At 55.0% G+C, this 13636-nt stretch carries 15 protein-coding genes and 1 other RNA gene; 9 read left to right on the top strand and 7 right to left on the bottom strand.

Features of this window, described 5'->3' with window-relative positions:
- Window positions 1–67: 67 nt before the first annotated feature.
- From ACMXD4_RS03630 to ssrA, 5 genes are all read right to left on the bottom strand, one after another.
- Window positions 68–304, bottom strand: a complete 237-nt coding sequence (locus ACMXD4_RS03630) for a hypothetical protein (RefSeq protein ID WP_171696568.1) — start codon at window positions 302–304, stop codon at window positions 68–70.
- 39 nt (window positions 305–343) lie between these two features.
- The gene (locus ACMXD4_RS03625) at window positions 344–1687 is read right to left on the bottom strand and encodes a restriction endonuclease subunit S (protein WP_415879886.1); all 1344 of its coding nucleotides are present in this window, start codon (window positions 1685–1687) and stop codon (window positions 344–346) included.
- A gap of 350 nt (window positions 1688–2037) precedes the next feature.
- Entirely contained in the window at window positions 2038–2556 is a 519-nt protein-coding gene (locus ACMXD4_RS03620) for an REP-associated tyrosine transposase (protein ID WP_033156042.1), read from the bottom strand.
- 61 nt (window positions 2557–2617) lie between these two features.
- Complete coding sequence (locus ACMXD4_RS03615; RefSeq protein ID WP_415879885.1) at window positions 2618–5170, bottom strand: N-6 DNA methylase; 2553 nt, start codon at window positions 5168–5170, stop codon at window positions 2618–2620.
- Between the two features lie 226 nt (window positions 5171–5396).
- Window positions 5397–5777: a transfer-messenger RNA gene (gene ssrA, locus ACMXD4_RS03610) on the bottom strand.
- 156 nt (window positions 5778–5933) lie between these two features.
- Between ssrA and ACMXD4_RS03605 the strand changes: the two genes are divergently transcribed.
- The 4 genes from ACMXD4_RS03605 to trxC are packed head-to-tail and all read left to right on the top strand — an operon-like array spanning window position 5934 to window position 8638.
- Entirely contained in the window at window positions 5934–6878 is a 945-nt protein-coding gene (locus tag ACMXD4_RS03605; protein ID WP_415879884.1) for a DnaJ C-terminal domain-containing protein, read from the top strand.
- 3 nt (window positions 6879–6881) lie between these two features.
- Window positions 6882–7190, top strand: coding sequence for a chaperone modulator CbpM (locus tag ACMXD4_RS03600; RefSeq protein ID WP_415879883.1), 309 nt, complete (start codon window positions 6882–6884; stop codon window positions 7188–7190).
- Between the two features lie 2 nt (window positions 7191–7192).
- Entirely contained in the window at window positions 7193–8146 is a 954-nt protein-coding gene (locus ACMXD4_RS03595) for a zinc metalloprotease HtpX (RefSeq protein WP_415879882.1), read from the top strand.
- Window positions 8147–8203: 57 nt separating this feature from the next.
- Window positions 8204–8638 carry a thioredoxin TrxC gene (trxC, locus tag ACMXD4_RS03590; RefSeq protein ID WP_171696582.1) on the top strand — a complete coding sequence of 145 codons (435 nt, stop codon included), beginning with the start codon at window positions 8204–8206 and terminating at the stop codon, window positions 8636–8638.
- Between the two features lie 47 nt (window positions 8639–8685).
- On the opposite strand, the gene ACMXD4_RS03585 is transcribed toward trxC, so the two are convergent.
- Entirely contained in the window at window positions 8686–9108 is a 423-nt protein-coding gene (locus ACMXD4_RS03585; RefSeq protein ID WP_171696583.1) for a hypothetical protein, read from the bottom strand.
- Between the two features lie 90 nt (window positions 9109–9198).
- Between ACMXD4_RS03585 and cysD the strand changes: the two genes are divergently transcribed.
- The 5 genes from cysD to cysN are packed head-to-tail and all read left to right on the top strand — an operon-like array spanning window position 9199 to window position 12843.
- Window positions 9199–10107: a sulfate adenylyltransferase subunit CysD gene (cysD, locus tag ACMXD4_RS03580; protein WP_415879881.1), complete on the top strand. Its 909-nt coding sequence runs from the start codon at window positions 9199–9201 to the stop codon at window positions 10105–10107.
- Between the two features lie 36 nt (window positions 10108–10143).
- Window positions 10144–10563 carry a DUF4124 domain-containing protein gene (locus ACMXD4_RS03575; RefSeq protein WP_415879880.1) on the top strand — a complete coding sequence of 140 codons (420 nt, stop codon included), beginning with the start codon at window positions 10144–10146 and terminating at the stop codon, window positions 10561–10563.
- 19 nt (window positions 10564–10582) lie between these two features.
- Window positions 10583–10786 carry a hypothetical protein gene (locus ACMXD4_RS03570; RefSeq protein WP_415879879.1) on the top strand — a complete coding sequence of 68 codons (204 nt, stop codon included), beginning with the start codon at window positions 10583–10585 and terminating at the stop codon, window positions 10784–10786.
- A gap of 1 nt (window position 10787) precedes the next feature.
- A complete protein-coding gene (locus tag ACMXD4_RS03565) occupies window positions 10788–11165 on the top strand; it encodes a type II toxin-antitoxin system death-on-curing family toxin (RefSeq protein ID WP_415879878.1) in 378 nt (125 codons plus the stop codon).
- 52 nt (window positions 11166–11217) lie between these two features.
- Window positions 11218–12843 carry a sulfate adenylyltransferase subunit CysN gene (gene cysN, locus ACMXD4_RS03560; protein WP_415879877.1) on the top strand — a complete coding sequence of 542 codons (1626 nt, stop codon included), beginning with the start codon at window positions 11218–11220 and terminating at the stop codon, window positions 12841–12843.
- Window positions 12844–12845: 2 nt separating this feature from the next.
- Here cysN and ACMXD4_RS03555 read toward each other — a convergent pair whose 3' ends face one another.
- A complete protein-coding gene (locus ACMXD4_RS03555) occupies window positions 12846–13613 on the bottom strand; it encodes a haloacid dehalogenase type II (RefSeq protein WP_415879876.1) in 768 nt (255 codons plus the stop codon).
- Window positions 13614–13636: the final 23 nt, after the last annotated feature.

The following is a 13636-nucleotide window of genomic DNA, read 5'->3' as shown; positions in this document are numbered from 1 at the left end:
TATATCGGCCTGCGGCTACCTGACCCATTCGGCCCGGCGAACATCCTTAGCCGCGGCGTTGCCGAAGTCATTTTTGCCGACGCCGCAAGCGCTGGCCGGGCTTGACGGGAATGGGCTTGGGCAATGACTTCACTACCCGGCGCGAGCCATCCGGCGAGGATTCGATCAATTGTCCATCCACCGCTTCCAGCACCGAACAACCGGCGGCCAGTGTCTGGTAATAAGCCTGTTTGATGGCGCCCTCGGCCAATTCCGGAATAAAGACTTCCTGAAACCGCAAGCTGTCTTCGTCAAGTACGTTCATCGAGAGCTCCATGGGTAAAAAAGGATTTAGCAGGCATGATCATAGCAGCCTGGTCTTGCCGGTGAGCAGTTCCTGCATCATGCCCTGTTTGAGGGCGCGGGTTTTGTCGCGGCGGGCTTCCAGCGCGGTGAGTTCGGCGTCCATGTCGGAGAGGATGGTGGCGATGGCGGTTTGTTCGTCAGGCTCAGGGCAACCTATCTCGATATTCTCAATGGTCCGAGCATTGAGGCTTGGAACACCCGATGCTTCGTTGTATTGCATCCAATCAATCAAACAGAAGCGGTAGTAAAGAAACTTTGCGCTGTTCTCGCCTTTGATCGCAGAGTAGAAAAGCGTGTCTACAGTCCAGAATGGCGTATCCATGTATTGTGGCTGGTTGATCGTTCCTTTGCGCCCGATGAGGACGGATGGCTTGTCATATAGCGGACATCGGGCAGTGCCAATCTGACCACCAGTGGCAAGAATTGGGTAAGGGCCATCGGCAACTTCGACCTCGCGTTGGCTCTTTCCGTGACAGATGCTCAACACCTCTCCCAGCCGCGTCACCTTCCAATCTATCGGCGTGGTAGACGTAGGGGGGATAAGCGAATTCGCATCCACCAATATCCGTCGTGGTCCGGTGGATGCGCTAGCGCTTATCCACCCTACGTTGCTAAACCCCGGCAAGCGGGTTTGGCCGGTGAGGAGTTGTTGCATGGCGGCCTGCTTGAGGTCGCGCTTCTTGGCGATCAACCGCTCCAACCCGTCCAGCAACGCATCCACATCGCTCAACGCCGCCGCGATGGCGCGTTGTTCGGGGAATGGCGGCACGGGAACGTTAATCTCGCCAATCTGCGTTAACGACAAAAATGGCTGCGCCCCACCGCTTGATAGCATTTTGGTGATTGCGGGCTTTCTTTTAATGAGGCATTGGTTCAAGTAATTGCCAAGAAGTCTTCCCGAGGTTGGCTTTAACAGCGCGACATTCTTCAAACTGAACTCAAAATTTACTTCGACAAGCGCGGTTATTGCTACTCCCGCGCCAATATTGACCATCAATACATCTCCGTACTGAGGGTTGCATCGAGCGAAAATAGTTTGATGGACCTCCTTGGTCAGATATAAGCAGTTGTCGAAGTCGATAAAGTCGTCCTTAATGTGGATCGCAGTTAGGAACGGCACCCCAGTACGAATTGGCTTCGGCGTATCGTGCGTTCCATCAGTAATTTTGGAACATACTTCTCTTAATGACAGAACTTCCCAATCGTCAGGGATAACGCCCACTTCCGTCTGTTTGTACCCCGGCCTAAGCAAAGCCGCCTTACCAGCCTGCAAGCGATAAGCCGCGCTGGCTTCGTTGACCGCCGACGGCTGGTGATCGGAAAAATCGTGTTGATTATTCATCGGCTTCCGCCTCCCGCAAGCTCAGTAGTAGGGTGGATAAGCGAACGCGCATCCACCGGAGGCTTCAATGATTCGGTGGATGCGCTTTGCTTATCCGCCCTACGGGAGGATTCGTCATACCGCGCTTCCTTGTCGATCCGCAAGCCATAAGCCGCGCTAGCTTCGTTGACCGCCTCGGCATGGTTTGTTGGTTGATTACTCATTGGGTTGCATTTTCCACGGCATCGTTGAACCGTTGAACCTTGGGCAAATAGTAGTAGGGTGGATAAGCGCCAGCGCATCCACCGGACCTCGGCAAATAATGGTGGATGCGCATTCGCTTATCCACCCTACGTTGGGTGCTTTTGCGGTCATTCGTGCTCCATGTCGCTGATGTGGTTTGGCGGCGTGGCACCCCAATCGGCATCGTACCAACCTTTTTTGACGGCACCGGCAAACGATGACCACGGCCAATCGCTGGGGCGCTGCGCTAATCCGTGTTTGACCGGGTTGTAATGAATGTAATCCACGTGGCGCCGCCAATCGTCCGCATCGCGAATCGTATGCTCCCAAAACCGTCGTTGCCAGACCAATCGCTCGTTTCTGGCATTGGTGGTGGTATCGATTTGGCGGGAAAAGGCTTTTTTGATTTCGCGCCAACGACCGGAATAATCCGCGTCGTCATCCGGCAACCGCCAAATACAATGCAGGTGATCCGGTAAAATGACCATTGCGTCGATTTGAAACGGGCGGCTTGCCTTGACTTTACGCAAGGCCTCTCGAAACAGCGAAACCCGCGCATCATCGATAAAAACCGGCTTGCGCCGCCAAGTGACGACGGTAAAGAAATAACAAGCGCCCGGAATCCGGATGCGTTGGTAATCGCTCATGTTGCCGGTGTAGGAATATCGGCGGATGCGCTAGCGCTTATCCACCCTACGTTATGCTCATTCATGGCCATACCACGCCCATTTTTTTGAGGTGTTCTGCCACGCGAACGGCCAGGGCCGCCGCCTCGTCTTCCAGTTGAGGCAGCGGTGTGGCGTAGCGTTCGGCCAATTGCCGGATGCGGCCGGTCAAGGTTTGCGAGACTCTATCCAGTTCGCCCTGCACGGCTGCGGACAGGTGCGCCATCCACTTGTCGTCGATCACCAGCGTTTTGATTTCGGCTTCGCTCAGCGTCGGGTATTTTTCATAGGCCTTTTGGTCGAGCACGGCTTCGGCTTCCTTGATCTGTTTTTTTAACCCGCTGATCTGGTTGCCCAGTTCCAGCCACTGTTTCAATACTTTTAATTCGTCGGCGCCATCCGGGTCTTTGCCTAGCTCTTTGATCCGATCTTTAACGGCGGCGGCATTGATGTTGTCGTAACCGGAAAAGATGGCGTCTTCGCCGTTGTGCTCTTCTTCCAATTCGGTTTGGCTAGCGGTCGCCGTTTCCAGTTCGGCCTGTTTGGCTTCTATCGCGGCCTGCTCCTCGGCAAAGTAGCGAGCGACGATATAGGGCTTGGGGATCAAATCGCAGACCCAACCCTTGTCCTTGGTTTTGCCTTTCTTGTCGGTTTCGACGATGCGGGTCGGCTGGGCGACCCAGCCGTCGGCGGAGATCAGGTAGCAATCGTCCTGCATGGTCTCGGCCCAGTAATCCATCAGGTGCTGGTAGATGTCGTAAGCATCCAGCAGCGGCGCGGGCTTGAAGGTGTTCAGCAAGTCTTCGGCGATGGTTTCGATCAAGGCCTTGGGGTGGCTGTCTTTGCCAAAGCCGGTCAGCAGCGGCGTGGTGGCGTGGCGCCAGCCTTGAAAGCGTTCAGTCGCTTGGGCGTTGAAGGCGGTGAATTCGGCGTGGCCGAAGATGGCGGGTTTGACTTCGGCCAGCGGCAACGTTAATTGCGCGTAACCGGGTCGCTCCCTCTCCTGCTGGAGAGGGTTGGGGTGAGGAGAATCAGAATAAAGTAAGACATTGATTTCTGTCCCCTCACCCTGCCCTCTCCCGAAGGGAGAGGGTTGGTTACTTTGTTTGGCGGCGCTTTCCTCAAGGCGAGGGGAGAAAAGAGCGGCGCGCACGCCGGGCAGCACTCGCCAGTAGTCGGCCAGCGCGTCCAGGTCGCGTTCGGGGATGCCACCGTTGAGGTGGCCGTTGATGTCCTGAATGTCTTCCGGCTCGCTGCTGTCGATGTAGCGCGGCAAATTCAGGTTGAAGTCGTTTTTGGGATCGGCGATTTCATCGAACGGCACCATCCGGGCATAGCGCGGCACGTCGGCTTGCTTGCTGAAGGTGTCGACGATCTTGTGGATGTCCTGCTCGCGCAGCCGGTTTTTGTTGCCGTCTTTGATAAAGCCCTTGGCGGCGTCGAGCATGAACACGCCTTTGCGGGCAGTTGCGTTTTCCTTGTCTATCACCAAAATACAGGCCGGAATGCCGGTGCCGTAAAACAGGTTGGCCGGCAGGCCGATGATGCCTTTCAAATAGCCGGAGCGCACCAGTTGCTGACGGATCACCGCTTCGGCATTGCCGCGAAACAGCACGCCGTGCGGCAAAATGCAGGCGGCTTTGCCGTTGGCCTTCAGGCTGCGGATGATGTGCAGCAGATAGGCGTAATCGCCTTGTTTGGCCGGTGGCTCGCCCCAGACGAAACGCTGGTAAGCATCGTCGCCCGGCGTCAGACCAGTGCTCCAGGTCTTGTCGGAAAACGGCGGATTGGCAACCACGTAATCGTAAGTGCGCAGTTGCTCGCCATCCTTGAACTTGGGCGCGGCCAGCGTGTTGCCGGACAGGATGGTGGCGGTCGGAAAGTCGTGCAGGATCATGTTCATCCGCGCCAGACCGGCGGTGGTGACATCCTTTTCCTGGCCTTCCAGATTAATTGGTGGTTTCCCAGCTTCGGCGGCGACTTTCAGCAGCAACGAGCCGGAACCGCAGGTCGGATCGTAAGCAGTAGTGCGGGCATTGGTATTGTCTGGAGAAATGCCGACCACTTTGGCGATGACCCGGCTGACCTCCGACGGCGTATAAAACTGGCCCTTGCTCTTGCCGCTTTCGGTGGCGAAGTGGCGCATCAGGTATTCGTAGGCGTCGCCGAGAATGTCGTCGTGCTCGGCGCGGTTTTTGGAGAAATCCAGCTCGGGCTTTTGGAAGATGCCGATCAGGTTGGAGAGCTTCTCCACCATATCCTGGCCTTCGCCGAGTTTGTTGGGGTCGTTGAAGTCCGGGAAGTCGCTTTTCGATAAGCGGGCGTTGGCATTGACCAAGGGGCCGATGATCTGGGTGTTGATCTTGTCGCCGATGTCGGATTTGCCTTTGAGGGCGATCATGTCCTTGAAACTGGCGCCGGGCGGAATCACCACCGGCGGCGCAAAGTCGTCGCTGTCGGCGTATTTGTCGGTAATGTATTTGATGAACAGCATGAACAGGACATAGTCCTTGTACTGGCTGGCGTCCATGCCGCCACGCAATTGGTCGCACGAGGCCCACAGGGAGGAATAGAGATCGGATTTTTTGATGGCCATTGATGAGTATTTATAACTACTATGGTTTGCTCGTTAGCTTTAAAGCATTGCACCAAGATTTAGGAAGCACGATTGTTTTTCCATAAATAAGCTAATTGTCCCAAGCTTGCTTGCCCGATCATGTGGCCCTGTTAGTGACCTCAATATTGGATTAGAAAAATCCAGCAATATAAAATTTTCTTTAACCAATAAAAAACGGGGCCTTAGCCCCGTTCTTAATCTTAGGTGGTGGAGGTGGGGGGAATTGAACCCCCGTCCGCAAGCACTCCGCCACAAGCTCTACATGCTTATCCCGCGCTTTTGATTTAACTGTTGACTACCCGTCGGGCCAAGAGGATCAACAGCGATTTCGATTGGATTTAGCGCTTTAGGCTCCGAACTAAGCCCTGGCGCGATCTTATGTAATATGATCCCTGAGCGCCCCCCGAAGGAGACTCCAGACGCATAAGTACATCTGGTCAGAGAAGTGGTGCAGGTTTTAAGCTGCTAAGGCCACTGAGTAGTTTTCGTCGTTTGCGAATACTTGTTTTCAGTAGGTTTTACGAGCTGTACTGTGCTCGGCATGCACCTGAGGTTTTGCTACCCACGTCGAAGCCATGTCACCCCCAAGAGCTTTCATTCTAGCAAATCGCTGGAAGAATTGTCATTAAGTTGGGGGTGGGCGCATGATTACGAGTCAGGTTGTGTAAGCCGGAGCAATTCGTTATAAACAGCAAGGGTGAATCATCCGAATCTTGGTTTTAGCATCAACAGGAGCCTCTTCGTGCAATTCAAAGATTACTACCAGATTCTTGGCGTGAATCGCGATGCGGCACTCGCGGACATCAAAAAAGCTTACCGCAAGTTGGCGCGCAAATATCATCCGGACATTTCCAAGGAAGCGGATGCCGAGTCGCACATGAAAGAGATCAACGAAGCCTACGCGGTGCTCTCTGATACGGAAAAGCGCGCGGCTTACGATCAATTGGGACGTGGCTATCGGCCCGGCCAGGAGTTTCATCCCCCACCCAATTGGGATGCCGGCTTCGAGTTTTCCAGCACCGACACCGCCGATTTCGGCGACTTTTTCAGTCAATTATTCGGCAAGATGGGCGCTGGCAGGGGGCGCGGCGGACCGTTCGAAAGCCAGACAGGCTTCCACGCCCAAGGCGAGGATCATCACGCCAAAGTGCTGCTGGATATAGTCGACGCTTTTAACGGCGCGGCCCGGCAAATCAGCTTAAGAGTGCCGCGCATGGACGCCAGTGGCCATGTGGTGTTGGATACCCGCACCTTGAACGTAAAAATCCCCAAGGGCGTGTACGAGGGCCAAATCATTCGTTTAGCCGGCCAGGGCGCACCAGGCATGGGTAACGGCAAATCGGGCGACTTGCTGCTGGAGGTGCATTTCAACCCGCATCCACGTTTGCGAGTAGACGGCAGCAATCTGCATATGAGCTTACCGGTCACGCCTTGGGAAGCGGCGCTGGGTGCGATGGTGCCGGTGAATTTATTCGATACCGGCCTGAAAGTGCGTATCCCGGAAGGCACGCAAAGCGGCCAGCAACTGCGGCTGCGCGGCAAGGGCATACCCAGCGCGACACCCGGCGATTTGCTGTTGGATATTCAGGTGGTATTGCCGCCGGCCAACACGGCCAAAGCTAAAGCACTTTACGAAACCATGGCGCGCGAACTGGCTTTCGACCCGCGCACAAACCACAGGAGCTAAAGCATGTCATCAGCCGAGAACTTGATCGACGCCGTTCTGGAAGACAGCGGCCTGACTTTGCAGCAACTGGCGGCCATCTGCGCAGTAGAACCGGAATGGATTACCCGACACATCGAAGAAGGCTGGCTCAATCCGCTGCCGCAACAGCAAAGCGAATGGCGCTTTTCCAGCGCCCACTTGGTGCGGGTGCGGCGTATCGTTAGCCTGGAACGCAACTTCGAAGCATTGCCGGAACTGGCTGCGCTGGTCGCGGACATGCAGGAAGAGATCGACGAATTGCGCCGCCGTTTACGCCGGGCCGGCCTGGAGTAACCATGCAAAGCATCGTCTGGCATCGCCACAGTTGGCTTAACCGGCTGCAAACATTGCTGTTAATGTTGGCACTGCTGGCAATCTGCACCTTGGCCGGCAGCCTGTTGTTTGGCGAAGAAGGCGTCTGGATTGCGTTGGCGACCGGCGTATTTGCGCTGATCTTCGAACCGGCGGCAGCCTGGCGCTTGACGCTAAGTCTTTACCGGGCGCGGCCAATTTCTCCACAAGAAGCGTCGGCGCTGTGGCAAATGATGCAGGTGCTAGCTGAGCGTGCCGAACTGCCTAGCGTCCCGGCGCCATATTACATTCCCAGCCCGCTCATCAATGCCTTTGCGGTGGGTAGCCACCAACAATCGGCGATTGCGTTGACCGACGGTTTATTCAAACAACTTAACTCGCGGGAACTGGCCGGCGTGTTGGCGCACGAAATGGCGCATATTGCCAATAACGATTTGCGGGTGATGGGCTTGGCCGATGCGATTAGCCGGATTACCGCTTTATTCGCCGCCACCGGACAGTTGTTTTTGTTGCTGTCCATCCCTTTGCTGCTGTTCGGTGAGATAAGTTTTCAAATCAATTGGCCGGGTTTGTTGCTGCTGTTGTTTTCGCCGCATCTGGCCTTATTGATGCAGCTGGGCTTATCACGCATCCGCGAATACGATGCCGACCTGAATGCGGCGGCGCTGACCGGCGACCCCTTGGGTTTGGCGACAGCCTTGGCGCATATCGAACAAGTCAGTGGCGGCTGGAAGTCGATACTGCTGCCGGGCTGGGGCAATCCGGAACCATCCTGGTTGCGCACTCATCCGCCCACCGCCGAACGGGTGCGCCGCCTGCAAGCCTTAAGCCCCAGCCGGCCGCAAACGCTTTGGCACGAACCGTTCATCGCTCCGAGTTACGGTAACCGGGTGGTTGTTCGGCCAGTTCGTTGGCGCATCGGCGGTTTATGGCGATAGTTGGTTAATTTTTAGTGGCGAATAGATTCGCCGAAACCTATATTTCGAGAACACCATATGAGTGAATCCCTACATTTAGTCTGCCCAGATTGCCTGGCTGTCAACCGCTTACCGGCCACCCGTTTGTCGCAAAATCCAAAATGCGGGCAATGCCATCAAGCCTTATTCAGCAGCCATCCGTTGGCGCTGACTGCGAAAAGTTTTGAAACTCATTTAGTGCGAAACGACATTCCGCTGCTGGTGGATTTCTGGGCGGATTGGTGCGGCCCCTGCAAAATGATGGCGCCGGCTTTTGCCCAAGCAGCGCAAGCGTTGGAACCGCGCGTGCGTTTGGGCAAAGTCGACACCGAAGCCGAGCAACAGCTCAGCGCCCGACACAATATTCGCAGCATTCCGACGCTGATTTTATTTAAGAGCGGCCAAGAGTTGGCCAGACAGTCCGGCGCCTTGAGCGCACCGGACATCGTGCGCTGGGCGAATAGCCGGCTATAAGGGTTTTCGGATGTGCTATCGCAGCAGTCAACGCCCAAGGGGAAGCACTACCGCATTTTCAGTAGCGGCGGTAACGATATGGAGAACTTTTGCCTGGCGACATCGCCAATCACGCCGGTATAACTGCGCTGTAGATACAAATCCACACCGCACACCCGAGCGATCATCGAGCAGCGGCCGCTGAGCGCAAACTGCTCGCCCTGCAGGCGATAAATTAACGGTACGCAGTCGTTGCGCAGTATCGGCCCGGCGACGATGAAATCAATGCGCTGATCGAACATTTCGTATTCAAGGCTTTCCGGCAACAGCGCCAGCTCCGCCAACAACACCTTGTCGTCATCGCCGATAGTGCCGTAAATACTGCAAAGGCACTGGCGCAAATCCATCAGTAATAGGTCGGCCAGTTTTGGCGCATTGAGCCGACCGGACTGCTGCCCGGCCAGTTTTTCCAGTCCGTGTATCTGTCTCATAAGCTTTGCCGATAGCGTCGATGGGGGTTTGCCTTTAAAATAGCGGGCTTACACTCCACAGCAAACATGGCCGTGCGCCCCGGATAATTGATGACCGATTATAAATTAACCCATCTGAAACAGCTCGAAGCAGAAAGCATCCATATCATTCGCGAAGTGGCGGCGGAATTTGAAAAGCCGGTCATGCTGTATTCCATCGGCAAGGACTCCGCGGTCATGCTGCATCTGACCCGCAAGGCATTCTTCCCCGGCAAACCGCCCTTCCCCTTATTGCATGTCGATACCACCTGGAAATTCCGGGAAATGATCGAGTTTCGTAACACGATGGCTAAGGATCTTGGTTGGGATCTTATCGTGCACATCAACGAAGAAGGCGTCGCTCAGGGCATAGGCCCGTTCACGCACGGCAGTAAAAAACATACTGACGTGATGAAAACCGATGCGCTGAAACAAGCCTTGAACAAATACCAGTTCGACGCGGCCTTCGGCGGCGCCCGCCGCGACGAGGAAAAATCCCGCGCCAAGGAACGGGTGTATTCATTCCGCGACAAAAACCACCGCTGGGACCCGAAAAACCAACGCCCGGAACTCTGGAACATTTATAACGGCAAAGTCGATAAAGGTGAGTCCATCCGCGTGTTCCCGCTATCCAACTGGACCGAGCTGGACATCTGGCAATACATCCACCTGGAAAACATTCCTATCGTGCCTTTGTATTTTGCCAAAGAGCGGCCAGTGGTCGAAAAAGACGGCATGTTGATTATGGTCGACGACGACAGAATGCCGATAGGCCCCAACGACAAAGTGGAAATGAAAATGGTGCGCTTCCGCACGCTTGGCTGCTATCCGCTAACCGGCGCAGTGGAATCCACCGCCACCACCTTGCCGGAAATCATCCAGGAAATGCTGCTGACCACTACGTCTGAGCGCCAAGGCCGTTTGATCGACCATGATCAGGCTGGGTCTATGGAACAGAAGAAACGGGAAGGTTACTTCTAAACGCTTGTACCATTAGCGAATGAGGAAACACGAATAGTGAAGAAATTCTTGTGGTTGTTTATCCTGTTTTACTCCTCGGATAGCTTAGCCGGTGTTTATAAATGTACCGATGCTAAGGGTCATGTAGTGTATTCCGATACCGCTTGCGATCACAAAGCGGATCGCAAGACACCGGATTTAAAACCGCTTGCGGAAGTAAACGCAGATCAGCCGCTGTCCTCAAAACTAACCGACAAAGTTAAAGGCCTTTTCGAAAGCGCCCCAAAACCAGAGCCTAACAATCCAACAACCGGCGCCACAGAGCGCAATGCACAAAACTTCGTTTGCGACGGCCGCGTCTATTGCTCGCAAATGAGATCGTGTGAAGAGGCGACGTATTTCATCAATAACTGCCCGGACACCAAAATGGACGGCAACAATGACGGTGTTCCCTGCGAAAAGCAGTGGTGCCGATAAATCATTTGAGGGGTGATCTATGCAATTACACGAAGAAATACAAGAACACCTCGCAAGACTGGAGCCCCGTCTGCAAGCCGAGGTATTGGATTTCGTCTTGTTTTTGGAACAAAAACAACAGCAATCGTTACCCGATACAGTCATTAACGATGAGGAAGCTTTAAAGATTCACGAGCAATTGATGAATCAATATGCCGACGCCTTTGCCAAATTAGCGCAGTAAAATGCCCGAACTGTTTTTTATCTCGAAAACCTTGGCATTGACGATACATCGGCAACAAATAGAACACTTCGGCGGCACACAGGGCATCAGAGATAAAGTCTTGCTGGAATCGGCGCTCGGCGCAGCTCGGCAAACTTGGCACTACAGCGGCGACATTTTTCAAACCGCCGCTCAATACTGCTATTCACTGGCCAATAACCATCCGTTTCTGGACGGTAACAAGCGAGTCGCTGCGGCCTGTATGCTGGTTTTTCTGGCTGCCAATCGCAAACAGCCGGCCATGGACAATCCCCAGCTCTACGAATGGGTGATCAATGTAGCAACCCGGCAATTGAGTCGTGACGAACTAGCCGAATTATTAAAACAGCATTGCAAGTAAGCGCTTTAAAAGCGCGGCACCTTTTATTACAAATAAGGCATTTAGGAACCCCATGTCCCACCAATCCGACCTCATCAGCACCGACATCAACGCCTATCTGGCGCAACACGAACGCAAAGAATTGCTGCGATTTTTAACCTGCGGCAATGTCGACGACGGCAAGAGCACCTTGATCGGCCGCTTGCTGCACGACTCGAAAATGATTTACGAAGACCAGTTGGCTGCAGTGCAGGCCGACAGCGTCAAGTCCGGCACCACCGGCGCCGGTAAGATCGATTTGGCCTTGCTGGTCGACGGCTTGCAAGCCGAGCGCGAGCAAGGTATTACCATCGACGTGGCTTACCGTTATTTCTCCACCTCAACCCGCAAATTCATCATCGCGGATACCCCAGGCCATGAACAGTACACCCGCAACATGGCCACCGGCGCTTCGACTTGCGATTTGGCGGTGATTTTGATCGACGCCCGTTACGGCGTGCAAACCCAAACCAAGCGCCACAGTTTCATCGCTTCGCTGCTGGGCTTGAAACACATCATTGTCGCGATCAATAAAATGGATTTGGTGGGCTACAGCGAAGAGACTTACCGCAAGATTCAGGACGATTATCTAGCTTTCGTGAAAACCCTGGATTTGCAGGATGTGCACTTCATTCCGATGTCGGCCCTGGACGGCGATAACGTGGTCAACCCCAGCGCCAACATGCCCTGGTTTACCGGCATGCCGATGATGGAGTTGCTGAACAGCATTGAAATTGCCAGCGATCACAATTTCGCCGACACCCGCTTTCCAGTGCAATATGTCAACCGCCCTAACCTGGATTTCCGCGGTTTCTGCGGCACCGTGGCCTCCGGCGTGTTTCATAAAGGCGATGCCATTACCGCGCTGCCGTCCGGCAAAACCAGCAAAATCAAATCCATAGTTACCTTCGACGGCGAGTTGGACGAGGCTTTCGCGGCGATGGCGGTGACCTTGACCCTGGAAGACGAAATCGACATCAGCCGTGGCGATGTCATTCTGGGCCAACAGCAGGCGGCGCCCAGCGTGGCCGACAAATTCAAAGCGACCATCGTCTGGATGACCGAACAAGCCATGCTGCCCGGCCGCCAATACGTGATCAAACTGGCGACGCGTAGCGTGTCCGGCTCGGTGGCGACCATACACCACCGCATTGACGTCAACACCCTGGAACACCACGATGCCGACGAGTTGAAATTAAACGAAATCGGCCTATGCACAGTGGCGGTCAATGCGCCGGTGGTGTTCGATCCCTACAAGCGCAATAAAACCAGCGGTTCGTTCATTGTCATCGACCGATTGAGCAACGTCACCGTCGGTGCGGGCATGATCGTTGGCGATGCCAGTAAAGACGAATGGGCACCGGTGAGTGCGGAAGAACGCGCCAGCCGCTTCGGCCAAACCGCAACCATCGTCGCGCTATCCGGCGCCGATGCTAACACCATGGCTTACCGCCTGGAACGCCGCCTGTTCGACACCGGCCACGTCGCCACCGTGCTGGAGCAAACTGACCCGGCCCTAGCAAACGCCATCAAACAAGCAGGTTTGATTGCACTGTGCGTGGGCCTAGCAGCTGATCAAGCCGATCTAAGCTTCGACGCCGGCAACCAGTCGGTCGACGACATTTACGACGCGTTAAAACAGCGGGAAGTGGTGCGCTAAACTTAAACCGAGACCGGCAATACAAAGGCCGCCAGCTCCTGTAAGCTTGTGCCGTCGGCATCGGCGGCCATGCCCAGGTTTTCCAAAGGTGCCCGCAGTCGGTTGACCCAGAACGTCGGATAACCAAAGGCCTTAGCGCCAGCCGCGTCCCAACCGCCAAAGGCGGCAAAAGCGATCTGTTCACGCGGCAAGCCGAACGCGGTCACACCCATCTGATAGGCGCGCGGGTCCGGTTTGAAGGCACGCACCCGGTCGGTGCTCAAGTGCTCCTCAAACATATCGTCCAAACCGGCATGTTTGACACAGGCATCCAGCATCGCTGCTGTGAAATTCGATAAAAAAGCCAGGCGTAGCCCGGCGGCCTTCATCTCCAGCAAAACCCCCTTGGCGTCGGGCCAGGCCTCCAACATCAAAAAGCTTTGCAGCAAACGGTCGCGTTTTTCGCCACTCATGTCCAGCTGATGTTGGCGCGCGGCAAAATCCAGCGCCTCGCTGGTCACTTGCCAAAAATCGGCGTAATTGCCCATCAAAGTGCGCAACCAAGTGTATTCGAATTGGCGAGTGCGCCAGGTTTTCGCCAGCGCCTGTCCTTGCTCCGGAAACAAGGCCTCCGCCAACGCGGTGATCGGCCGCGGATCAAACACGGTAAACCCATCAAAGCCAACCGCTTTGATGGGGCCTGATACGCCGGAGCTAGCCGCTCCAGGCAATAACATCCCGGCGGCAACGCAGCCGGTTACGGTCAGAAATTCACGGCGGTTGATTGGCATCGCAACTCCAAAATCACTAGAAA

Source organism: Methylomonas sp. TEB (genome assembly GCF_047777895.1).
Taxonomy (GTDB): domain Bacteria; phylum Pseudomonadota; class Gammaproteobacteria; order Methylococcales; family Methylomonadaceae; genus Methylomonas.
The sequence above is the reverse complement of the archived record's forward strand: the minus strand, read 5'-3'. Positions and strand labels throughout refer to the sequence as shown.